Below are 24342 nucleotides of genomic sequence, written 5' to 3'. Positions count from 1 at the left end.
ACTATCAATGGTTTTTGTCACTGGCAGGGTGACCATAAAAAGGCACTTTTTTGATCCACAACTTCATAGCTTGCCAGTAAATCCCTGCTACAACCTTTAGAGTAAGCAAAGGGTATGATTTAATAACGCGGCGAAGGCTGGAAGAGTTCAACGGCTGCTTAATTAAATTTATTCCTGCGCTAAACTCTTTATTCTTTCTCCAGCAATCTATCACCACCATGACCTGCTGCTCGATCAGTTTTACCTGCCAGTGGTAGCGCATGTCCATTGGATTAAATGGAGAGACATGGAAGGCTTTTTCATGGTCTTGTAAATTATTTAAATCCAACCAATATTGGTGTTTTTCTTTCCAAGGGGTATTGGTGACTTCAGCCAGCATATAATCAAATCTTTCACCATCACCATACAATACAAAATTGACTGGACTAAAGTACCAGCCCAAGCAACGAAGTTGCCCCAGCAACACCACTTGCTTAGCGTGATAGTCTGGCTGAAAGCCTTGCTGCGCCTTAATCGCTTTATCGCGAATGGAGCCAGACTGTTTGCCAAGGTAATCCCCTTCTTTTAAGCGAAACCAAGGCAAAAAACGACCAAAGTTTTTCAGTTCTTTACGAACAGCTTGCTCTTCGGCTAAATCGATCCAAGCGTAATAAAGCCGGTAACTAAAGCCATGTTTACGGGGCATAAAGCGTTGGTGAAAAGTATCACCAAAGGCGATGGAAGAATGCTGAATACTCATAATTCGATTCCAAACTTTTGACATACTTCAACCGCTGAACGCACCCCATCCTCATGAAAGCCGTTATGCCAATAAGCACCACAGAAATAGCTATTATTGTGGCCGTTGATTAGCTCGCGTTGCTGCTGTGCGGCAAACCCTTCTACCGAGAACACCGGGTGCATATAGTTAAAGCGTTTAATGACTTTATCTTCAGCTATCGGTTCAATCGGGTTTAAGGTGACACAAAACTGCGGCGCATCTTTAAGGCCTTGCAGACGATTCATATCATAGGTAACACTCGCGAGCCGGTCGCCTCGCTCGCTGCTCGGCGGTAGTAGGTAGTTCCAACTCGCTCGGGCGCGATGAATACTCGGTAATAGGCGCTCATCAGTATGTAAAATCACTTCATTGGCTTGGTACTTTAGTTTTCCAAGAACTGCTTGCTCATCTTGGCTAGCTTCATCACCTAATACCGACAAAGCTTGATCACTATGGCAAGCAAACACCACCGCGTCCCCCTGCCACTGCCAACCATCTTTGCAGGTGATAGCGACCCCATTATCAGCGCGTGTGATGCTGCTCACTTGACTGTTTAAACGAATTTGTTCTTCTAAGCCTGCTAACAAGGGCTTGATATATTGCTTAGAGCCACCAGGAATAACATACCACTGAGGTCGATTGGCGACGTCCAATAAACCGTGGTTAACAAAGAACCGAGCGAAAAACTGCATAGGGAATTTGTTAATGCCGTTCAGTGAGGATGACCAAATGGCCGCCCCCATTGGCAGCAAGTAGTTTTCTTGGAACATTTGTGAAAACCGGTGTTGCTGTAAAAATTGCCCTAAACTCACTGAGGTATCCAAATCTACTGCTTGCTTAGCCAATTTATTAAACCGCAAAATTTCTTTGATAAACCTATAAAAGCGGGGCTTAAAGAAATTACTTCGTTGAGCAAACAAGGTGTTTACGTCATGGCCGTTATATTGCAGATTTATCTCAGGGTTAACCACACTAAAACTCATCTCTGAGGCTTGCGCTTCGACCCCTAACTTAGCCAATAGTTTGTTAAATAAAGGATAAGTGCGATCATTAAAGACAATGAAACCAGTATCCACAGCGTACTCTTTACCATCGAGTTCTACTTGGTTCGTTGCGGTGTGCCCGCCAAGGTAATCGTTTTGCTCCAGTAAAGTAACGTCATGCTGCTCTTTTAATAAATGCGCACAGGTCATGCCGGATATTCCAGCACCGATAACTGCTATTTTCATCTATGCTCCTTCCTTGTGAGCTAAACGGCGACAAAGCGCCTGCTGCCAAGTTTTTGGCAAACAATTTAATACATGTAAAAAACCACTAAACATGGTTGGAAAATTAATCACAATTTTACCCTTTGCCAAACCCGAGATAATGTATCTACTGGCTTGCTGGGGACTAATCATACTGGGCATATCAAAGGTATTTTTGTCAGTCAGCGGGGTTTGAACAAAGCCAGGCTGAATGCAATGAACCGTTACTTGCTTATCCCCTAAATCAGTACCGATAGCTTGAGCGAGATAATGCACCGCGGCTTTACTGCTACCATAGGCACCAGCCTGACTAAACGGTAACAAGTGGGCTAAGCTCCCTACTAATGCTAATTGTGAACCGGGCTTTAGTTGGTCCCACAAGGCATCTAAACAGTTAGCCATTGTTTGCAGGTTACTCTGCCATACGCGGCTAAATAACTCGGCATCAAATTGTTTTGGGTCAAGGTACTCGCAATTACCAGCGCACAACACAATTAAGTCCATTTCAGGTAATGAGTTAAAACTATTGCGTACCTGCGACAAGTCTGCCAATTCTATTTGCAGCGGCGTGACCCCTTGGGTAGACAATTGTTGTAAACGCGTTGCATCGCGACCTTGCCCCCACACTTGGTGGCCAGCAGCGACATAATCTAAAGCGAGCTGTTTACCAATTCCTGAACTGGCTCCTGTAATGAGAATATTCATTGTGCCAAGCCATTTTTTAGTTTCTTAGACAACCAGCCAATCACTGGAATGTGATCATGCAGCATGGCACTTACATCATAGTAATCGCGGTGGTAGTAAATTTTTTCCGCGAACTTCAGGTGGCTAATACCATCTAAGGCAATTAAGCGGCCATTACCCAATTTCGGATGAGCAAACTGCATTTGCCAAGTTAGGCTAAATTCACCGTCGGCAATTAAGCGAGATGAAAAACTAAACTGACATTTGTCGGTATTTTGCAACAGATGCTCAAAGTAGTGACTGAGGTCTTCGAGGCCGTGCAAATGATGCAGTGGATCAATGAATTCTATATCCTCTGAGTATATCTCGGACAAGCGACCTACTTGGGTCATTCCAAGCTCAGCATAAAACTGCTCAAGCTGTTGAACGATGGCTGGCAATTGTGGCGAACTTTTCATGCAATATCCTGTTAGCTAAACAAATCTAAGCATTTGTTTCTATTATTGTTAATCATAGTACGTGACAGATATTAAGAAAGATCATTCATCTTTTTTTGCTTTTAGTACGTTATACCTATCAAACCCCGCTTTTTTAGGAAGATTGCTTGCGTCAACCACAGCTGTACCCACTGATTATTCGCAGAGAACATTTTATGCCGGAACGCAACGCTCAAATAAGCGGCGAAGGTATGGCGTTCATAGCCAGCCTGCGCGCGGCAGAAAAAGCCGGCGGTATGTGGTTAGCCTTTCAAGACAGTAAGGGTAGATGTGCGGTAAAACCACAGGACATTATTAGTTTTGCTCAAATCAAGCATATCGACTGGTTGAGCCAAGCGCGTATAACAGTAGACTTTACCGTTTTGAGCTGGGGAGTGGTTACCTCTAAAGCGCCTACTTTTTGCTCCACATGGATGACTCAAACCATTGAAGCCACCCCCTGTGAGCTATGGCCGATGATGCTTCAGCACAAAAATGTGCAGGAACTACAGCAAACGCTGCAGAAAATTAACGTCACTTACCCAGAATTGCAGGTTACTAATCTCAATCAAGAGCTTGAAAACAACCAAGTTAAAAGCCTTTGTTGGCGTTGGTTAGAACTTCTGCCTTTACCTATCAACACCAAACAGCGTTTGCTTAAGTCGCCTTCTGCTTCGTTATGTATTCGTTATTTAGGGTTTATTTTGAGACAAAGTGATCGTTTTAATCAACTACCCCGTTAATCAGTTATCAATCCGACAACGATTTAGGCATTATGGAAATACACAGATCTCAATCGACAATCGGCGGTATAAAAAGCCCCATGACTAGTCATGTATCTACGTCCAATAAAGACGATGAAATTGCCTTGCTGCTGTCCAACATAGCTAGCGAGCAATGCAGAAAAAGTTATGACCTGTTATTCCGACAAGTTGCCCCTCGCTTACTCAATTTAGCCCGTAAGCAATTTGTAAACGAATCTCTTGCTTTGGAAATGGTGCAAGAGACTATGCTCAAGCTTTGGTTGAAGGCAAGCCTCTATGACGCCAGTAAAGGTAATGCCATGACTTGGATTTTTTCAGTGTCGAGAAACGTAAAGTTTGACTTGATGCGAAAAGGCAAGCACCAACAAAACTGGATTCAAGGTGATGACCTATGGCCGATTCTTAGTGAAGAAGAAGACGCAGACAAAATTGCTTCTGAAGACCAAGAGCTAGTGAGTGAAGAGCTTAAACAGCTAATCACTCGCTTGCCTGAAGAGCAAGCCGACATTGTTAGGCGCGTATATTTGCATGGCGAATCCCAGCAACAAGTGTCTGAAATTTTAAATTTACCGCTGGGCACTGTGAAAAGTCGCCTTAGATTAGCGCTGAAAAAAATGAAGGAGGTTTTGGATGACTAGCATTCAATTTCATCCGGTTGAGCAAAGTCTTAACCTATATGCTGCCGGTCAGTTAGACCCAGCAATGAGCATCATGGTCAGTACCCATTTAGAGTTTTGCTCAACGTGTCGTCAAGCCGTTCACGCTGTTGAGCAAAAATTAGCGACTCAGCTTGAAGAAGCTAAAGCTGATGCTATGAACAGTGAGTTGGACTCAATGCTGCAAATGATTATGCAACAAAGTCCCGATACGGTGATTGAGCCTGCCAAACCTCAATTACAACAAGAGATTAACTTGGGTAATAAACGCTTCCCTCTGCCGCGTGCTTTACAGGCCCACCCTCAACACATTGGCCCTTGGGGAAGATTGCCAGGTAAAATTCAACGTGCGCGCGTTGATGCAGTCAGTGATAGCAAGATGAATTTTATCTATATGGATAAAGATAGCGCCTTGCCTGAACATACCCATCAGGGACAAGAAATTACCTTGGTGTTGGCGGGTACTTTTATTGATGACGCAGGAACTTATGTACCTGGTGACTTCATTATTCAAAACGCTGAGAACAAACACACTCCCAGAACAGCCGCGAACCAAGACTGTTTGTGCTTAACCTTGCTGGATGCACCCTTGCATTTCACCTCAGGTTTAGCTTCACTGCTAAACCCATTTAGCCAACTGTTTTTTAAGTAAAAATAATCCGTGCTAAAGATAAAAACCAGCCTAATGGCTGGTTTTTATCTTTACTCACATTCAGCTTTCAGCTTTAAAGCCAATTCTAAATCCGCCCCAATGCTTACCATTAACCAAAATGGGAAACGATAAATCATGCATAATTTCACCGGTATCCCGCTTGTAAGTTTGCAGCAACATACCATCGTTATTAGTAGCACAACGAATACCCGTAGGGTCATTAAACATACGTTTCGTTCGGCTATTAGCGACATCAATGTCATAGCGACCGGTTAAAGCTTTAGAAAAACACCGATTATGAGTCGGAAAATAACCTTTTTTATCAACGGCCCCAGCATAAATAATCGCGGTATGTCGCTGTAAAATTGGCTCTTGAACCGCGGGAAAATGTTGGTCTGTATAAGTATCAAATGCTGTCGAAAATTTGGCAGGGTTAGTGTTAGGAATGACTTTATAGCTAGGGCTAAAGATCTGCTGTTCAGTAAACGCACCTTTCGCTAAGCCCTTTTCTAAGCAATGCCCACAAGCTAATGCCGCGGCTTTTGCCTCTTCAAGAACGTGTTGATCAAAGGTATCCACTTTATAACCATCTAAGGCTTTAAATATGGCTTCTGTGGTAGTCGATAAACTAAATGCTTGACTAGATATTATTTCACTCTGGTCGCTAGTTGTTTTTAAGGATTGGCTTATTTGTCCAATAGCCTGAGAGATATCACTAGTGCTTTGGTTGTTCTCGTGTAAAGACCTGTCTATATTTTCTAACGCATCAACGGCTAATTGTGATCCGCTCGATATTTGGGTAAAGCTTTGTTCTAACTGCTCTATACTTGATGAAACAGTCGCTGTTTTGGTTACCACTTGTCCCATTAAATTTGAGGTGCGATCGGTATCGCTACGAATTTCCAACAACATTTTGGCAATATCACTCGTAGCCTGTGCGGTTTTGCTTGCTAAATGTCTTACTTCATCGGCCACTACCGCAAACCCTCTGCCTTGCTCACCCGCTCTGGCGGCTTCAATAGCCGCATTTAATGCCAACAAGTTGGTTTGCTCAGCCACTGAATTAATCACATCAGTGATAGTTTGAATTTGGTCCGTTTTCCCCTTCAGTAGCTGCACTTCTTCAGCCGCATGATGTACATCAGCACTTAAATCATTAATCGCCTCCATACCGGTGACAACATGTTGCTGGCCATGACGGCTATCTAGAGCAGCTCGCTTGGCACCACTGAGTATTTGATCTGCTTGCTCTGACAGTCCTTCGCTAGTATGACTTAATTGCTCTGCTGCCACCGCAATACTGCTGGCATGCTCGCCATTTTTGTCGACAGCCTTATTTAAACCATCAACAAAAAAAGAAACCTCTGCAGCACCGATCGCTATTTTACTTGCTGAACGGCTGATGCTGGTAGCAGATTTGTCGATAGAACCACTAGGTTGATGTTGTTCTGTCATCAATCTAGATTGCTGATTTTGCCGCAGAGTAAACAGCGTCACCGTACCACTAAGTACAAGCGCAATCATCAGCTGAACAGGCAATATAATACTTGTGGTACTCAACCATTGTGCGGTATTCAATACAACAATGATAGCAACGAAGCTTGCAACAAATACCCGCCATCCACTATATCCGACCATCTGATTCTACCTTCAATGAAATTCAATAAATCTATTGTCTACAGTAACTTATTCGCCGGATAAAAAATAACCACCGAGACTAAAGTCTAGTCTTGGTGGTTATTTAGTTTGTCATTTTGAGAACTGCCCAGTTAAAATTGCTATCGATAAAGCCGCCCCTTCGCGAATAAATGCCTTATTCGAGAGATTCGCGCATTCGTTGCTGTACGACATCCACCAGAAGGTCAGGTTGGAATTTAGAGATAAAGCGATTACAGCCTACTTTTTCAACCATCGCTTCATTAAAGCTGCCACTTAGTGAGGTATTGAGAGCAATAAACAACTCTCCCATTCGGGCATCCCCCCTAACTTCAGCAGTTAAGCGGTAACCATCCATTTCAGGCATTTCGGCATCAGTAATCATCAATAGGATTTCGTCATATACCGATTTGCCACTATCGGCCCACCCCTTCAGCATATTAAGGGCCTGTAAGCCATTTTCAGCTTCAATAATTACCATACCCAATTGGCTCAAGGTTGCCTTTACCTGCCCTCTGGCAGTTGATGAATCATCAACCACCAATACCCGCTTACCGTTTAGTTGGTTAGCCACCTCGTTATCTAACACTTCTTCAGAAATGGCTACGTTATAACTAACAATCTCTGCGAGAACTTTTTCTACGTCAATTATCTCTACTATACGGTTGGCATTTTCGTGTTCGATACGCGTGATAGCGGTTAAATAGTTACCCCGTCCAACCGTAGAAGGCGGCGGCAAAATATCCTTCCAAGAGGTATTAACAATGTGCATAACTTCGCCCACCATGAAGCCTTGTACAGTACGGTTATACTCGGTAATTATCAGATTACAATCACCCGCAACTGACGACGGTGGCATTCGTATCGATGCTCGCAGATCAATCACTGGAATAGACTTCCCACGAATGTTCACCACGCCCGAAACATGAGCGTGGGAGCCAGGTAGCTTATTCATTCGCGGTAGTTTAACCACCTCTTTCACTTTAAACACGTTAATCGCAAACAGCTGCATTGAGTTGAGTTTAAATATCAACAATTCTAAGCGGTTTTCGCCCACCAGCTGGGTTCTTTGGTCCACAGAGGCTAAAACACCAGACATACTACTCAACCTATTCCATGTTAGTTAATTCCTACAGTATAGCCGCCACACGCATTGCAGCAAAAACACTAGTGTTTATAGAACATCGATTTAGCGGACTAGCACACAGATTTAGCCTCCTCCTTGGTTAAATTAGTGCAACATAAACACCCCCCCTCGCTACATAAGAGCTGCATTTGGTAGCAATTTCATTACAATAGGCTTTTTTAAAAATGTGCTTCGGGATTACGCCCCGGTCGGCAAAGGAAATCGGTATGAGCCAAATCACTATTTGTGCCCTGTATAAGTTCGTTCGTTTAGATAATGTCCAAAAACTACAAGCTCCCTTGCTGGAGCTAATGAAACAACAGCAAGTTCGAGGCACCTTGTTGCTAGCCGAAGAAGGGATTAACGGCACTATTGCCGGGCCAGCCAGTTCTATAGAAGCGGTGTTGCAATGGCTAGAAGCCGATCCGCGTTTAACTAACATTGTAAATAAGCGTTCCTTTAGCGAGCAGCAACCGTTTAATCGCTCTCGGGTAAAACTCAAAAAAGAAATTGTTACCATGGGGATTGAAGGGATAGACCCAAACCATGTGGTTGGCTCCTATGTAAAACCCAGCGACTGGAACCAGTTAATTGCTGATCCAGAAGTATTAGTGGTAGATACCCGCAACGATTACGAAGTGCAGCTAGGCAGCTTTAAACATGCCGTAAACCCCAAGACAGAGACCTTCAGAGAGTTTCCGGCTTATGTTGCTGAGGAGTTAGACCCACAAAAACACAAAAAAGTCGCGATGTTTTGTACTGGTGGGATCCGCTGCGAAAAATCAACCGCCTACTTAAAAGAGCAAGGTTTTGCTGAGGTTTACCACTTAGAAGGTGGGATTCTTAAGTACCTTGAAGAGGTACCAGAGCAAGAATCTTTATGGGAAGGTGATTGTTTCGTCTTCGATGAACGGGTTACCGTAGATCATCAATTACAGCAGGGGCAATACCAGCTATGTAGTGGCTGTCGTATGCCAATATCGCCTAGTGACCTTCAAAGCCCTAAATTTGAAAAAGGTGTAAGCTGCCCGCATTGTTGTGACGCGCTCACTAGCGAACAAAAAACACGTTTTAGAGAACGTGAAAAACAAGTGCAATTAGCCAAGCAACGTGGTGAGCAACATGTAGGTATGGAGGCGGCCAAACACAGCGAACAGCGCCGCCAGCAAAAACAACAGCTACGTCAAGCACAGCGCGGAAAATCAGCAAAGTAAGATCTCGATGCTGGTAAGTACTTAGTACCTACCAGCAAGCCTATACTTCATTTAGCCTTTAGACGATTATTGACGTCACGACTAGTGCGGATTAAATCATCACCACCCAGCACTTGCTCTGATTTAGCTAAACGGTCGTACAACACAACATTAACCGTAGCGGCTAGGTTTAAGCAGCCTTTAGTGGGGATATAAACCACTTCGTCAGCTTTATCCACCAGCGCTTGGCTAATCGAGCCATCTTCTGGGCCAAAAATATATAGCGCCTGTTGGGGATGCTTAAAATTGGGCAGTGGAGTTGCGCCTTCGGCTAACTCGATGCAAACAATTTTCACCCCAGCGGCGGCCTGTTCGGTTAAATCTTCGACGCCGCTTAACGGAATATTCAAACTCTGATTCTTGGTATCGGTATTAAATCGAGCGGCGCGCGCATAGCGCTGACCAGTGTAAAATACAGCCTCAGCGCTAAAGCACCCAGCTGCACGCATGACCGACCCCACGTTACTGGGGCTTTTAGGATTAACCAGACCAATTTGAACCGATACTTGTTGCATATTTAAAACCGAATCTTGTGATAATGAGGGCACAGCTAATTAGCGCCCTAAACCAATACTGTAAAGTGAGCGAATCATACCTGAAATCAAGTGTCTCTGCCCCCCAACTCATCGAGAAGAACTACTTTGGAGAAGCAGCCCATGGGTCAAAAGGTTTGCCCTCTTCAGTGGCTGAATCATTCTCTTGATGGCGAGGTTTCGCTGCAACCTTAGCGCGGTAGTTGGTTTTAGCTTGGGTTCTAGATCTAGGCTTCGGTTTATTCTGTAGTTGTGGCTTTGCCGTTATATCAATCACAACTGGTGCTCGCGGTTTTTGGTCAGCCGGTACAATACGGTCTCTAGGCGGCAGAGCATACTGCTTATCATCTGGACGAGGGAGATGTTTAAAACGGTATAAATAAAAGGCCTCCACCTTTTCTCTCGCCCATTGGGTTTTGCGTAAGAACTTAAGACAAGACTGCGTATTAGGATTGTTTTTAAAACAATTCATATTCATCGCAAAGGCCAGCGTTTCCCAGCCATAGTGCGCAACAATCTCGTCAAGTAAGACTTCAAGTTTAACGCCATGCAAGGGGTTGTTTTGTTGTAATTCTTTCATAAGAGTTCCTAAAGCCAAACAAGTGAGAGTGCATGCATAAACGCATTATAACAGCACTCTGAACTAAATATTTACCCTACTAAACCACACGCCTAAGCATCTACCATCAAGGGACTAATACTAACGGTTAATAGCGAACCACTAGATTAATCCTCGAGCCTTAGCCCAGCGCTGATTAAGCGCCAAGGCGGCTAATATAATGGCGGCGCCAATACTCAGCCGCAACACATCGGCATCGTGGTTCCATATGAGCAAGTTGACTGCAATACCGGCCGGTATAAGCAGGTTATTGGCAACAGCCAAAGCACCAATATTGACTAAAGTAGCGCCTTTATTCCATGCAAAATATCCGAGACCAGAAGCAATGGTACCCAGATAAATAAGCACCCCCCATTGGGTGACGGTACTCGGTAATTTAGCGCTGTTTCCTAACAGAGCATAAGCGACTAGAGCAACCACTAAAGCACCAATGAAAAACCAAGCAAATACCGTTTGTTGAGTGAGCCGCTGAGGCGAATTTGCCATTAGACGTTTATAAGCCACTTGGCCGGAGGCAAAACACAGATTTGCCCCCTGTACCAATAAGAAGCCAGTAATAAAACCTTGGTCAATACCTTGATAACGAATCGCAACAGCACCTAAAGTTGCGATCAAAGCACTCACCAAGAACTGCGAATTGAAACGACGCTCAAAAGCATCGTTTACCAAGGTGACATAAATCGGCGTCATTACGGTGAACAGTAATACCTCAGGTACCGACAAATACAAAAATGACTGATAATAAAAACCGTACATACAGCCTAATTGAATCGCACCTATCAACATTAGTTTGAGCGCTAGAGAACGATTTACTTGTGTAGGTTTTAAAAAAGGTAAAAACACCAAAGTAGCTAATGCCACTCGCATTAATACCGAAAACCACGCATCAACCTGGCCTGCAAGGTAAACCCCAATTAAGCTAAACGAAAAGGCCCATAACAGGGTCACTGATAATAAATAAGGCATAATTACTCTAGATAGAAATCAAAGGCTTGAGTGTAATGATTGTGAGGCGGAAACCAAGCAGAGAATAGCAAAATAACGCGTTTGTGTTGCGTAGCGGTTTTTAGGAACAAAAGTCGCACGCTATTCGTTCAGCGCTAGTGGGTTATTTCCAGGCACCGCACAAATATTTTGCGTTATCTGGAGTTCGGGTAAATGGCTGGCATTGGCCACACTTTTGGCTTGCATTTTCCATTGATTTAATTCCATTTAATTTAACTATTCATCGACAATATAGCGTACTAATTAGTGCTAAATGGCCGTCTAAAGGTGTTTGCAGTCGACGGTAATTTATTCGCTGCACTCAAAGTTCTCGGTAGGACGACGCTTATTTAGTTACTCACGCACCTTAACGCTGCTAAGATCCAGTAAGGCTTGGTTAACTATTCAAATTTTCACAAAAATCTGCCACAGTAGCGCTCTATTTTTTGCTGAGGTTTTACACCATGTTTTACAGCCCGTCAGAGGCATTTAACGCCTACTTAAGTATCCCTGAACGCATGCCCCAAAATGTAGCGGTGGCCAACTGCCAAACCATCAATAGCATCACCGATATTATAGAGCAGATTGATGTGTTTTTGTTTGATGCCTACGGTGTGTTAAATGTTGGCGGCACCGCAATTAAGGGTGCCAAAGAACAAATTACCAAACTACGTGAAGCGGGAAAAATGGTGCTGGTAGTCACTAACGCAGCTACCCAAAACAAGCAGCAGTTATTCAATAAGTTTGTTCGACTCGGGTTTGACTTTAGCGATGCAGAAATAGTCAACAGCCGAGAAGTTCTGCTGCAATACATGGATTTACAAAGTCATTCTCGTTTAGGCGTAATCACCCTACCTGAATTTCATTTATCTATTCAACGACCTTGTTTATATCCAGAAGACGACGCATTTTGGCAGGCCGAAGAGTTTTTATTTTTAAGCGGGCAGGCTTGGAACGAGCAGCTTCAGCAACGTTTTATTGAGGAACTTCACCGCCAGCCGCGCACCGTTTGGGTGGGTAACTCAGATTTAATCGCTCCATTAGAAAGTGGGGTTTCGCAAGAGCCTGGCAGCTATACCCTAACCCTTCCCGATGAGCTTTACCCTAACGTTCGTTGCTTTGGCAAACCTTACGCGCCTATTTTTGAAGAAGCCTTAAGCAGAATCAAACAAGGGCTAGGAGACATTAACCCACAACGTATTGCGATGATTGGGGATACCCTACATACCGATATCTTGGGGGGGAATGCGATGGGCTTTAAAACCGTGCTGGTGACTCAACACGGTTTTTTAAGAGACTTAGATGTGGACGAACATATACGGCGCAGCCAAATAACACCGCATTACCAACTAAAATCCATCTAGAAAACACTCAGTGAGCAGCCATTTTTTTTATCGGTTTATCGGTGAGAAAAGCGTGTAAGTCTTGACACTTTTGTTGGCGCTGAGGGGCTTGCATTTGCCCCCATTCCTGCTCTGCAACATGAATCAGATTGGCGACCACAGAATCCATAGTTTTTTGCTGTTCAGTGGCCATTTTGCTTACCTCTTCACGCCCTTGTTTAATCTCTTGCTGATGACTAACTCGCCATTGTTGAAAATCGTCACTCAATGATTGATTGGCCGGATCAACGCGGCAAAACCCGGTTAAGGAATGATAAATAATGGATTGAGCAAACAGTTGTTGATTATTGCTGATTGAGGCTTTAGGAAATGCCTGCACTGAACTAATACCAAGCAAACCAGTAACAACAAACAGTAAGCCATAGCCTTTACATGGATTCATTTACTTGCTCCTAAAATGTTAAGTCTAACTAAATCAACTGAACAGAGAGCCTTGGCAGGGTAAAGCCCAAGCTATGATTCAGCTTAGCTTAATAAGTTCTGTAATTCGTTTAACTGCTCGGCAGCGGTTTCAAAATCATATTCTGCAGCCGCCTTATTCATTTTTACCAGTTGCTGCTGAATGGCTTCGGGATATGTCAATTCGGCAAGCCGTTCGATAAGGTCTACCGCATCAGCATCATATTCTTCTAACTGAATAGCCAAACCCGCCACTGCCTCAGTGAGTGCTAGCAGGTTGGATGCTATTTGGCTGTCACTTTCCGCGCCTTGCTGAGATTTATTCATAGATGGGGGATTGTCTTTTGACTGAGGCAACAACGCGTCTATCTCGTTCAATACATCCGCGAGATGGATAGCCAGTTCACCCACTACTGTTTGGATCCGCTCATTGCTATTGTCAAACCGCTCGCCTGGCTGTCCGGGTGCAATTGATTCTGCGATAGCCTCTAGTGTTCCTGCACAAGCCTGAAGGGTAATAGCACCAATATTGCCAGCATTACCTTTCAAGGTGTGCGCTAAGCGCGTAGCCAATTCCCAATCAAACTCTCCAGCGGCTTGTTCAAACTGGCTAATAAAAACCTGCTGGTTAACAGCAAACTTTGAGAGCATTTTTTTATAAAGGCTGGCGTTTCCATTACAGGTCGCTAAACCCGCTTGTTGATCGATAAATACAGTATCTAAATTCTTCAGCTCACCAAGTGTTACATCATCCGCAGGCACTGAAAGCCTATGCTTATGTTTGAGTCCCGACGCACTAACCCACTTTGCCAATGTGGTGATCATCAGGTCTACATCAATGGGTTTGCTAATATAATCGTTCATACCTGCGCTAATGACCTTCTCGCGATCTCCACTCATCGCATTTGCTGTCATTGCGATAATCACGATGTCGTTATTAAAGCGTCTTATTTGCTGAGTGGCAGAGTAGCCATCCAATACCGGCATCTGTATATCCATTAACACCCCGTCGTACTGGTGATGTTGAAGCATATCGACCGCTATCTGACCGTTCTCGGCTAACTCACAGCTCACTCCTATACTAGTAAGTAGCTCCAGTGCTAAATCTTGGTTTAATTCATTATCTTCAACTAATAAAACATGGGCGCCATCAAGCTTTTCTTTAGCTTGAGATAACTTATCGCTAATCGTGGAGAGTGGCGTATATAAGGCAATATCCCGGCCACTGATACGAACTAGCTCGTTAAATACCGCAGAGGCGGTAATCGGCTTAGCCAGATATGAACTCACGCCAGCTTCTTCGCTACGCGCTTTAAACCGAGCATGATCATAGGCCGACACCATAATGAAGTTTATGGGATGACTACCTGCTTCTTGGCGCAAGGCTTCACAGGTGGCAATACCATCCATATCAGGCATGCTCCAATCTACTATTGCTATATCAAATAATTCAGGCTCGGAAGAGACTAAAGCGATAGCTTCAGTACCAGAGTGAGCAGTTTTAACAGTAGGGCCAAATGAAGAAACAATGGACGCCATAATATCTGCAGCACTTTCATTGTCATCCACCACCAAAATGCTCATATCGTTGAGGCTATTAGCATTTACTGAACTGCGTAAGCGAGGTCGCTCAGGGTTTAAGGTAAACCATGCGGTAAATATAAAATCAGTGCCTTTTCCCAGCGTACTTTCTAACCAAATTTCACCGTTCATTAATTCTACTAAGCTTTTACAAATGGTTAAGCCTAAACCGGTACCACCGTATTGACGGGTAGTAGAAGCATCAGCTTGTGTAAAAGATTGAAACAGCTTTAGTTGCTGCTCTGGAGAAATGCCAATACCAGAGTCTTTGACCGAAAACTGCAACTTAACTTGCTGTTCATTTTGCTCAATGACCGTCACTGAAAAAACGATTTCTCCTTGCTCAGTAAATTTAATCGCATTACTCGCCAAATTGGTAAATATTTGGCCTAAGCGCAAGGGGTCGCCCATTAAATTATTGGGAACGGTTGGCTCTATTAGGGTGAGAACCTCTACTCCTTTATCTTGGGCTTTAAGCTCAATTAAATTTAGCTGGTTTTGTAAGATATCGTTGATGCTGATATCTAAACATTCCATGGTTAATTTACCCGCTTCAATCTTAGAGAAATCTAGAATATCGTTAATGATCCCTAATAAGGAGGCAGCAGCATGCGACACCTTATTAAGATAACTGCGGGTCTTGCGATCCAATTCTGCGGTTAATGCTAAATGAGTCATACCAATAATGGCATTCATTGGGGTGCGGATCTCATGGCTCATATTCGCTAAAAAATCAGACTTAGCTTGGTTCGCATTATCGGCTTCTTCGATAGCGTGGCTTAATTGAACATTCAAGTCTTTCATTTCAGAAATGTCATAACACCAAAATAACACTGCCGGTTGTTCTTTAAATTCGGTATTCAGGTAATTAGCGAAACCGGTAAAGTGGCTACCGTCGGTGCGTTTGAAATCTATTTCTTGATTGACTACCGCTTCCCCCCGACGCAATTTATCGTAGCAGACTTCTCGCTGCTCTAAGTTCCTATAGATATCACTAATCGAGAACTGGTCGAGATCTTCAGCCGCTACACCAAACATATCTCTAGCCGTTTTATTTGAAAACAAAGTATGGTTATCGGCGACAATCGCCACCCCGATCGGGGCTGAGTTGAGCATATCAAACAACAATTGCTCTCTCTCTTGTAAGCGTTGCTCAGCCTGCTCGCGCGCTTTGATTAATCCGGCTAATTTTCGGTTCCAAAATAGCGCCAGTAATACCAGTATCACGGCAGCAATAACGACCTGCCACACTAAGGTGTAATCGATTTTTTCTATGACTTTGTTAGGTACCCATTTAGAGGTGATACTGTTCTTTTGTTGCTGGGTAATAGCGGCGATTGCTTTACTCACTATCGATTGGAGTAAAGGCTGGCTTTTAAGCGCGTATAACGTAGAGGCTACGCTTTTATCAAAGTCGCCAGTGACCGCCAAATTGCTATAGCCGCGGGTTTGAATCATATAATTGAGTACTAAAACAGTATCAACCATACCGTCGATATCACCACTTGCAACCTGCTCTATACCTTGCTCCGTTGACTTAGGATAAACCCAATTGATGTCAGGGCTTTGTTCTACTAACGAGGCGGTTTGAGAGGCACCTTTAATGATACCTACAGTCTTTCCTCTCAAATCGTTTAACGAGTTAATAAACCCTCGTTGTGTAAGGCCTGCGTAACTCACTTCGCTTTTGATAATAGGGAGTGTGGTCAGGTAATCCAATTCAAGATGACTATTGCCAAAAGCCGCAGATGCCAGCATTACTTTGCGGTGATGAATAAGCTTTAATGATTGCTCCCAAGAGTCCACCGCCACCGGTTCAAATACAATGCCGGTACTGGCACTAATCAATTGTAAGTTGTCAGCAATAATGCCGATATATTCACCATCGCTGTCTAAGGCCTCATAAGGCAGTGCCGCTGGGTCTACCGCAATTTTAACCACTGGGTTGTCTCTGATCCATTGCTGTTCAGCCTCACTTAAATTAAGCAATTGTCCCGATAGTTCATGACGTTCATAAGTGAGTCGCATTTCTGCTAACTCAGGACCGTTTAGGTCACTGAATTGCCGTAAATCAGGCACATTAGCTGAGATGATTTTTTCTGGTGTATTTGCTTCCGCGTAAAAAGTAATACGGCCTACTTTATCAGTACTATCGTTATGCAAGAAAAAGCTTTCTTTAGATAAACGGCTCAGTTGAGAAACTTGGATTGCGTCTACCGTTTGTAACTCGCCATCGATCTCTTGTAACTGCAAAATAACCTTTCTTGGAGAATCTGAACTCACCGAAATAGCTTTGATGTTAGAGCTTTTGAAAAATACCCTAAGAATACTTCTCAGCTTTTTAATATTGTTATGAAAAATATAAGGCGCTACTAAATCAGCAATTAAATTGGCACGTTTAATTTGATGAATAAAATTGGATTGCAAATACAGTTGCACCAACTGCTCGTAGTCATCACTCTGTTTTAAGGTTATTAAAGCTTGGTTAAATAAATCTCGAATTTGCTCATCTCGAAAAGACACCTTATAACCCACATTAGGGTTAGCAAATATACGATGAAACCTATAATCATCAACCAGGCTATTGGTCATGCCTGAATTACGAATGGTCCACTTGACTAACTCTTCATCAGCGATTAATACCTCTGCATCGCCTGAGAAAAATTCGGCCAACGACAATTCTTGAACCAACTGCTCTCGAAAACTAGAAGATTTTAGCAAGCTGGCACCAAATTCAGAGGCATATAATTGCTTAGCGCCACCAAAACTGGTCACCGTGTAGTTGCTAAGTTGACTGGGCGAAGTGATATCCAAATTATCCATTTTACGTGTGACGGCAACATTGCTAAATTCAACGATATCGTCTGAATAAAACAAACCATCTTGTTGCTCTAGTACGCCTGCAGAGAAGTCTAAACTCTGATCTTCATTCAAAATAGTTTGACCGCGAAATGTGGGCAACTGTTCTACCGTTTCAATTCGGTAACCAATCGACGATAACACTTGGCGAACTATTTCATATTCTAGCCCTACTTCAGAACTCTGATCGTACATGTAAGGCGCACGGCCATAACCAAAAGCGCCATTCATGATTTTTTGAGAAGAACTATTGGTAAGCCAATGGCCTGAGATGCGATTACGGGTTTCTATATCTATATGTTCAATCGCTTTATTAATTACCGACAGTAATAATGGTGACTGCTTTGCTACCCCCATTGAAATAGCGATGTTTTTCCGCTCGCTAATTACAGTGTTCTTTTTAATATTATTTAAGCGCAGCTTATTTTTTATATATAAGGTAGAGCTCAGCTCACCAATGGTGCCATACACTTCGCCGTTGGCCACCGCCCGTAAACAATGGGCGGGCTCTTCATAGTATTTAAGCTGAATATTGGGGTAATGCAGCTTTAACCAATTAGTTTGCTCGTAACCTTTTATCACCGCTAAGGTTTTCCCACTAGCGCTATCAATAGAGACTAATGTAGGACTATCTTTTAGGGTAAAAAGGTACTCGGTATGTAACAGATAAGGAGTTGAAAAATAGGTAAAACTTTCTTTTTCCTGATCATTAAACATCATCGGGATTACGTCAAAACGCCCTTGCTTTAAACCCTCCAGCATGTCTGACCATGGTAAGCCCACTTGGTATTTAAATCGTAAGCCACTTAGCCTTTCAATTTCATTGAGATAGTCTCGCGAGATCCCCTCGAACTCGCCTGCGTCGTTGATAAACGCATAGGGGAAAAAGTTTGCATCAGGGGCAACTAATACTTCCCCTTGATTTGCGATCCATTGCTGCTCTTCAACACTTAAATTTAGGCCCGATGCGAGGGTGCAGTTTGCCAGTAACGTTAGGGCAAAAAACACACTCCCTAGCGCTAAAAATCGTTTCCATATAGTCAAATCATTCACCGAATATTATGTCGTTAACGACAACAAGCTGACCACGAGCTTATCTTAGGTTTATGTCTACTAATGATAATAGACCATTGAATCAAAGCGGGTTTGTTACAAGCTAAACTATGCGCTGCCAGTCAACTTGGTCACAAAATTTAATGAAGTTCTGCGTTTTAAGGAGGATATTAAGGCGTTGATGTTAATCAGTACTTTATTGTCTTGAGGTGCTAATACCGCTGACAACCATTGATAGCTGGTGTCAATGTAGTTTGATTCGGAAGGTTATTCGCAAATCCCCTAAATCTAGCGATAAAAAGAACATGGCAAAAAACGGCCATGTTCTTTTACTTATCCCATACTCATTAATTAACGGGAATAAATTTGATCCAGTTAAGATTGAAGTTACCTTGCTGAATATTAAAACGCAGCGTTTGCTGACCGCCATCAACCACTACATTGTTATGCATTTGGCTTTGCCAGTTTTGCCAACCGCCAGTAGCACCTACATTAGTAGCAGCGACCACCTGCTGGCCAGCCAACTCAATGTTATATTGACCACCGCCTGGGTTAGACGCTACCCGAACCTCAATTTGATAGGTGCCGGCGGCTAAATCTACGCTGTATTCCAACCACTCTCCAGCTGCTGTCCAACCTAGGTTGTAACCGCCACCGAGATCAGAGGTGATTTGCAAATCAACATCATCACTGCGGTAACTGCCACCCGCGTTACCACTGCTGGTATCATAAAACTGAGTGTAATCTTCCGCTTGCAGCAATACCTCACTTGGCGCAACGGGGTTACTGCTACCACTGTAAAGCTTATACCAATCTAACAAGGTGTCGTTTTGGCCTACATCGCTTTCCAATACAAACTTCAAGGAACTAACACTACTACTTAAACTAAAGTTTATGGTCTGCTCTGTGCGACTAGTGCCACTAAAGCTGCTTGTTCCGATCTTTTGAGACCCCGCATAAACACTGATTCCTGCAGCGGTATTATTACTTGACGAACCATTGATAACTAAGCGGTAAGAACCCGCGTTCAAGTTGCTGGTATTTACTGTTACTGCTTCAGAGTTACCGTAAAGAATAACCCCGGCATAGGGAGAGGTAATAGGTTGACGATAAGATGGCGAAATCACACCATTTTCCAACTGTACTTGCTCTAACAGCTCGCCTTCTACTGGTGGTGTACCACCGCCATCGTTAGCACTTACCGTAATAGCTACACTAGCATTCGCGGTAGCTTGTCCGTCACTAAGGGTATAACTAAAGCTATCACTACCTACAAAACCACTGTTTGGCGTATAACTTAAGGCGTTACCTACTTGGCTAACGCTGCCGTTACCGGCTTGAGTAAAGCTGGTAATAGTTAAACTATCACCATCGGCGTCGCTGTCATTTTGTAGAACTTGAATATTAACAGCCGTATCTTGCTGGGTACTTGCACTATCGTTGTTCGCAACCGGAGGCTTATTTCCACCGGTTGGTGGAGGCGTAACCACATCACACTCACCCGCTGGACAGATGATGCGATAGTTACCACTCAGGGCCAACATACCAAACATGTATAAGGTACCATCGTAATAACGGTATTTTCCGCTGGGTACAGGGGTATCCCAAAAGGCTTGCACAAACTCCCAAGAGCGTTCGTTATCAGAGGCTAAACTGGCTAAAGCATTCATCGCGACTAAGCCCGGTGAATGATCAGAATTGTTTTGGTAAGGCGTACCATCTAACTCATACAAACTTGAGTAAGAATCAATACCTTCACTCTGGAAAAAACCTTGTAAAGCGTTTACATAATCGGTTTGCCAAGGATCATTTTGCCACCATGCAAAGTCCATTGCAGCGTTACCTACAGTGCGCCAAGCGTCGTATTGGAAGGTATCTTTCCAGTGTTGGAAGTCACCATGTGGAGTACCATCAAAATAGGCGTAGTCTGGGCTTAAACCATTAGCAGGGTTAACCGTGGTTTTTAAAAATTCACGACTAGTTACTGCTAAGCCTGCCCAAAAATCATTATTATTATCGGCCCAGCGAGCCCACAATTCGTAAAAGGCCGGTAGGTGATAAGACGGATCGGTCCAGTTTCTGTCAGTGGGAGTTGCTGGCGAGAATACAATTTGGTTTTCCGCATGGTTAAACAAGCTGAATTCTTCAAGTTGCCCTTGGTTGTTGTAGCGAGTTTCGCCATTACCATACATATCTTTTAGGATCTGATTGGCTTGTTCACGATAATTATAAATACCGCTACCATCCCCCCACAAGTGGGATGCAAAAAATAACGCCGTAACAAAGTATTCCTCGCCATCAGGCGCTGGATTGGCATCTTGTATATTGCCGCTAGTGCTTACCTTCCATGCAAAATAACCTTTGTTATTGCCTGATTTATTTAACGAATAGGTATGTGCCCACTTCCACAACTTGTTGAAGTCTTCTTGTCGGCCCATTTGCACGGCCATCATCATGCCATAAGACATGCCTTCACTACGCACGTCGTTATTGCCTACATCCCAGATATAAGCCATGTCATTACCTACCGGGATAAACAAGGCTTTGTTGGCGGTGTCACTACTATGAAATAGCTGGTCGTAAACCGCTTGGACTTTGGCATCCACTTCGGCTTGAGAATATCCCAACTCTGCAAACATATTACGATAAACACCCGTTTCATAGGCGCCTGCGCTAGGTAATACCGGTGGCGGTGGTGGTGGCGCAACATCACCCACACGATGTAATTCAAACCAATCTAATAAGGTATCGTTGCTACCGTTATCGGTTTCCAACTTAAATTGCAGGGTAGAAGAGCTGGGTTGAGCATCTAGCTTAAAGCTAATGCTGTTTACCGAGGCACTGGTCCCTGAGAACTCGGTAGCCCCGAGTTTTTTGCCGGCCAAATAGACACTAATACCGGCAGTATTATTAGCGCTGCTAGCACCGCGAATATCTAAACGAAATTGACCCGGTATATTACTTAGTTGGACTTGAGCCTCTACGCCATCGTTATCGGCGTAGGCAGCCACTCCGTTAAACGGGCTATCAATTAAACCCGAATACCCCGGCAGCAAACTGCCATTCTCTAACTCAAACTTTTGTAACACTTCGGCTGAGCAGAGCGGTGACAGCACCGTTAGGCCAATCAGCGCCAATGTTGGTTTATTAAAGATCATTCCTTTCATCCTCATATATAATGTCTGCACGCGAGTGATGCCAATATTTTATTTTGATATCACTCTTATTTAGCTCTCTTATTGGTAGAGCGAGCTGTTTTTATATCGTATGCAGCACAAACCATAGCAGCGCTTAAAAAAACGCCAATACCAGATGAAAGCTATCATTAGTGTAAAAAGAAAGATCGTACAAAAAACAGGCGGAACTGTGAGCCACGTTAACAAAATGTTAATAGTGAAAATTCAAGAGGTGGGCTTCAGTCGATAGAAAGACATTAATACTGTGAAGTAACAACAAAACCCAACACTCTGCAAGCTTGGCTGTTTTGAATGATGAAAACGCGCCACTTAAGCGCTAGGTAAATCAAACCATAATGCTTCCAAAGGATGGTCTTCGGTCAAAATGGTCATCGCTTGCTCACCCGACAAGCCCACGCCATCGCCAGGCCGCACAGTATAGCTAAAGCCAGATGCTTGCTTTAAATTTGCCGCCCCCGATATCACCTGCAAATAACCGCATGCTTTAAGCACTTCTAGATTGAATTGGCTATTAGCGGGTAACAATAAACGGTAAATGGCAGCGTCTTGATTGAGTATTAATGAACCATCTCGACCGTCATGGGTTACTAAGGCAGTGAGTGGTGATTGCTGATTTATGGAGGCTTGCTGATAACCGGGAGCTAAACCTTTTTGCTGCGGCTTAATCCATATTTGTAAAAATTCTAAGGATTGTGACTGAGAGGCATTATATTCTGAATGACTAACGCCAGTGCCAGCGCTCATCACTTGAATGTCACCAGCAGGTACTTGGTAGCGATTACCCAAACTATCAATATGCTCTACCACGCCCTTGGTAACATAAGAAATAATCTCCATCTCTCTGTGCTGGTGAGTATCAAAACCTTTACCAGGAGCCACGTGGTCTTGGTTAATCACCCTTAATACTGAATACCCCATATGTTGAGGGTCGTAGTAATGGGAAAATGAAAAGCTATGCCGGCTTTTCAGCCAACCCAAATCTGCTAAGCCTCGCTCGCTGGCAGGTCGAAAATAGTGCATTTCGCAGTCCCCTATCACTTAATTCATTTTATTTACTATCACTTTACTGATAATACGCAGTGACTTACTTAAACGTTTTAAATTGGCACATATTTATTTCGCTTACTTTAAGGACCGAACAATGCCACGAAGTCATTCAATTAATTATGGGTAAAGCCCTAGAATTTTGATATTATTTAGGCGATTTTAAATCACCAGCGAGGATTCATAATGATTGTAATCAATACTCCACGGGCTCAGGAAAACGCATAGTCGTTCTCTCCTGCTCAGCCCGGTTCGTGCCGGGGCGTTATAACGACCCCTATAATTTTAAACACAGCACCTATGTGCTTTGGGGTAATCTCAATGAGTATTTCTTTTTCTCTATCGCAACTTGGATGGAAACCCTTTTTTCAACAACAACTAAATTTAAACGAGCTCAGTTCATCTGTGCCTGCTCGGGTATTTGAGCAACACCGTAGTGAGTATCTGCTGGCAACAGAATCGGGTATGCAACGGCTCAACATTACTGCCAATATGCCTAAAATGGCGGTGGGTGATTGGCTGCTCATCAACACACAAGACACCGGTGAGTCCAGCTTTATAAAACAGCTGGAACCAGCCACGTTATTTAGCCGTAAAGCAGTAGGAACACGTGCCGAATTGCAGTTAATCGCTGCCAATGTTGATACGGTATTTATTGTTTGCTCGTTAAATAGCAACTTTAATTTAAGCCGCATAGAGCGCTATTTGGCATTAGCCAATGAGGCTAAGGTTGATCCTGTAGTGGTGTTAAGCAAAGCCGATACGTGTGATGATGTTCCACACTATCAACAACAAGTTCAACGGCTTGACCCATTGTTAATGGTTGAAGCAGTGAATGCATTAGATACCAATGATGTAGCCAAACTTGCAGCATGGTGTAAACAAGGCCAAACAGTCGCGTTTATGGGGTCTTCTGGCGTAGGTAAATCAACCCTAATTAATACTTTATTAGGTGAGGCAACGAGCCAAACAGGTGCAATAAGAGAAAGCGATAGTAAAGGCCGCCATACCACCACTGCGCGCTCGATGCATTTAATGGCGGAAGGTGGATTGTTACTTGATACTCCTGGAATGCGCGAGTTGCAGCTTAGTGATTGTGAAGAAGGCGTAAATGCGACCTTTAATGACATCACTGAATTAGCCGAGCAATGTAAGTTTGCCAACTGCCAACACAATAGTGAGCCGGGTTGCCAAGTACGGCTAGCGATTGACCAAGGTGAACTAGACGAACGCCGTTTAGTGAATTACCAAAAGTTAATGCGTGAGCAACAATTCAATGCGGCCAGTATTGCAGAGCGCAGAGCTAGCGATAAAGAATTTGGCAAAATGGTTAAGTCTGTTCAATCAGGATCTCGTCATCGCAAACAGCGAGGATGATTAGCCAACATCGATAAAC

The 24342-nt window shown here is 43.6% G+C and carries 20 protein-coding genes; 6 read left to right on the top strand and 14 right to left on the bottom strand.

The features are described from left to right. Window positions 1-4: 4 nt before the first annotated feature. Genes M0C34_RS05370 through M0C34_RS05355 form a run of 4 tightly spaced genes read right to left on the bottom strand, consistent with a single transcriptional unit; the run spans window position 5 to window position 3149 of the window. Window positions 5-739, bottom strand: coding sequence for a DUF1365 domain-containing protein (locus M0C34_RS05370; protein WP_248714628.1), 735 nt, complete (start codon window positions 737-739; stop codon window positions 5-7). Further along, a complete protein-coding gene (locus M0C34_RS05365; protein ID WP_248714627.1) occupies window positions 736-1989 on the bottom strand; it encodes an NAD(P)/FAD-dependent oxidoreductase in 1254 nt (417 codons plus the stop codon). The genes M0C34_RS05370 and M0C34_RS05365 overlap by 4 nt, the downstream gene beginning before the upstream one ends. After that, a complete protein-coding gene (locus M0C34_RS05360) occupies window positions 1990-2712 on the bottom strand; it encodes an SDR family NAD(P)-dependent oxidoreductase (RefSeq protein ID WP_248714626.1) in 723 nt (240 codons plus the stop codon). Continuing rightward, on the bottom strand, window positions 2709-3149 hold the full coding sequence (locus M0C34_RS05355; protein WP_248714625.1) for a nuclear transport factor 2 family protein: 441 nt from the start codon (window positions 3147-3149) through the stop codon (window positions 2709-2711). The genes M0C34_RS05360 and M0C34_RS05355 overlap by 4 nt, the downstream gene beginning before the upstream one ends. 146 nt (window positions 3150-3295) lie before the next feature. Here M0C34_RS05355 and M0C34_RS05350 point away from each other — a divergent pair, with 146 nt between their 5' ends. The 3 genes from M0C34_RS05350 to M0C34_RS05340 are packed head-to-tail and all read left to right on the top strand — an operon-like array spanning window position 3296 to window position 5239. Continuing rightward, window positions 3296-3910 carry a hypothetical protein gene (locus M0C34_RS05350; protein ID WP_248714624.1) on the top strand — a complete coding sequence of 205 codons (615 nt, stop codon included), beginning with the start codon at window positions 3296-3298 and terminating at the stop codon, window positions 3908-3910. A gap of 32 nt (window positions 3911-3942) precedes the next feature. After that, window positions 3943-4569 (top strand): sigma-70 family RNA polymerase sigma factor, encoded by a 627-nt coding sequence (locus M0C34_RS05345; protein ID WP_248714623.1) that lies wholly within the window; start codon window positions 3943-3945, stop codon window positions 4567-4569. Continuing rightward, window positions 4562-5239 carry a ChrR family anti-sigma-E factor gene (locus tag M0C34_RS05340; RefSeq protein WP_248714622.1) on the top strand — a complete coding sequence of 226 codons (678 nt, stop codon included), beginning with the start codon at window positions 4562-4564 and terminating at the stop codon, window positions 5237-5239. Before M0C34_RS05345 ends, M0C34_RS05340 begins: the two co-directional genes overlap by 8 nt. A 60-nt stretch (window positions 5240-5299) precedes the next feature. Here M0C34_RS05340 and M0C34_RS05335 read toward each other — a convergent pair whose 3' ends face one another. Further along, window positions 5300-6877 carry a methyl-accepting chemotaxis protein gene (locus M0C34_RS05335; RefSeq protein WP_305883153.1) on the bottom strand — a complete coding sequence of 526 codons (1578 nt, stop codon included), beginning with the start codon at window positions 6875-6877 and terminating at the stop codon, window positions 5300-5302. Between the two features lie 175 nt (window positions 6878-7052). Beyond that, window positions 7053-7994 carry a chemotaxis protein CheV gene (locus tag M0C34_RS05330; protein WP_248714621.1) on the bottom strand — a complete coding sequence of 314 codons (942 nt, stop codon included), beginning with the start codon at window positions 7992-7994 and terminating at the stop codon, window positions 7053-7055. A 254-nt stretch (window positions 7995-8248) separates the two neighbouring features. On the opposite strand from M0C34_RS05330, the gene trhO reads away from it, so the two are divergent. After that, window positions 8249-9235 (top strand): oxygen-dependent tRNA uridine(34) hydroxylase TrhO, encoded by a 987-nt coding sequence (gene trhO / locus M0C34_RS05325; RefSeq protein ID WP_248714620.1) that lies wholly within the window; start codon window positions 8249-8251, stop codon window positions 9233-9235. A gap of 47 nt (window positions 9236-9282) precedes the next feature. On the opposite strand, the gene M0C34_RS05320 is transcribed toward trhO, so the two are convergent. The 4 genes from M0C34_RS05320 to M0C34_RS21185 all read right to left on the bottom strand — a co-directional run bounded on the left by M0C34_RS05320 (window position 9283) and on the right by M0C34_RS21185 (window position 11638). Continuing rightward, on the bottom strand, window positions 9283-9789 hold the full coding sequence (locus tag M0C34_RS05320) for an RNA methyltransferase (RefSeq protein WP_248714619.1): 507 nt from the start codon (window positions 9787-9789) through the stop codon (window positions 9283-9285). Window positions 9790-9910: 121 nt separating this feature from the next. Beyond that, entirely contained in the window at window positions 9911-10387 is a 477-nt protein-coding gene (locus M0C34_RS05315; protein ID WP_248714618.1) for a VF530 family protein, read from the bottom strand. Window positions 10388-10528: 141 nt separating this feature from the next. Then, entirely contained in the window at window positions 10529-11392 is an 864-nt protein-coding gene (locus M0C34_RS05310) for a DMT family transporter (protein ID WP_248714617.1), read from the bottom strand. Between the two features lie 120 nt (window positions 11393-11512). Further along, complete coding sequence (locus M0C34_RS21185; RefSeq protein WP_256469331.1) at window positions 11513-11638, bottom strand: hypothetical protein; 126 nt, start codon at window positions 11636-11638, stop codon at window positions 11513-11515. A gap of 236 nt (window positions 11639-11874) precedes the next feature. Between M0C34_RS21185 and M0C34_RS05305 the strand changes: the two genes are divergently transcribed. Then, complete coding sequence (locus M0C34_RS05305; protein WP_248714616.1) at window positions 11875-12774, top strand: HAD-IIA family hydrolase; 900 nt, start codon at window positions 11875-11877, stop codon at window positions 12772-12774. A gap of 7 nt (window positions 12775-12781) precedes the next feature. Here M0C34_RS05305 and M0C34_RS05300 read toward each other — a convergent pair whose 3' ends face one another. From M0C34_RS05300 to M0C34_RS05285, 4 genes are all read right to left on the bottom strand, one after another. Then, window positions 12782-13195 (bottom strand): hypothetical protein, encoded by a 414-nt coding sequence (locus M0C34_RS05300; RefSeq protein WP_248714615.1) that lies wholly within the window; start codon window positions 13193-13195, stop codon window positions 12782-12784. Window positions 13196-13278: 83 nt separating this feature from the next. Next, window positions 13279-18696, bottom strand: coding sequence for a response regulator (locus tag M0C34_RS05295; protein ID WP_248714614.1), 5418 nt, complete (start codon window positions 18694-18696; stop codon window positions 13279-13281). Window positions 18697-19052: 356 nt separating this feature from the next. Beyond that, window positions 19053-21863: a glycosyl hydrolase family 8 gene (locus M0C34_RS05290; protein ID WP_248714613.1), complete on the bottom strand. Its 2811-nt coding sequence runs from the start codon at window positions 21861-21863 to the stop codon at window positions 19053-19055. A gap of 348 nt (window positions 21864-22211) precedes the next feature. Further along, entirely contained in the window at window positions 22212-22922 is a 711-nt protein-coding gene (locus M0C34_RS05285; RefSeq protein WP_248714612.1) for a pirin family protein, read from the bottom strand. A gap of 345 nt (window positions 22923-23267) precedes the next feature. Between M0C34_RS05285 and rsgA the strand changes: the two genes are divergently transcribed. Further along, window positions 23268-24323, top strand: coding sequence for a ribosome small subunit-dependent GTPase A (gene rsgA, locus M0C34_RS05280; RefSeq protein WP_248714611.1), 1056 nt, complete (start codon window positions 23268-23270; stop codon window positions 24321-24323). Window positions 24324-24342 lie beyond the last annotated feature (19 nt).

This window comes from Agarivorans sp. TSD2052 (assembly GCF_023238625.1).
Lineage (GTDB): Bacteria > Pseudomonadota > Gammaproteobacteria > Enterobacterales > Celerinatantimonadaceae > Agarivorans.
The sequence above is the reverse complement of the archived record's forward strand: the minus strand, read 5'-3'. Positions and strand labels throughout refer to the sequence as shown.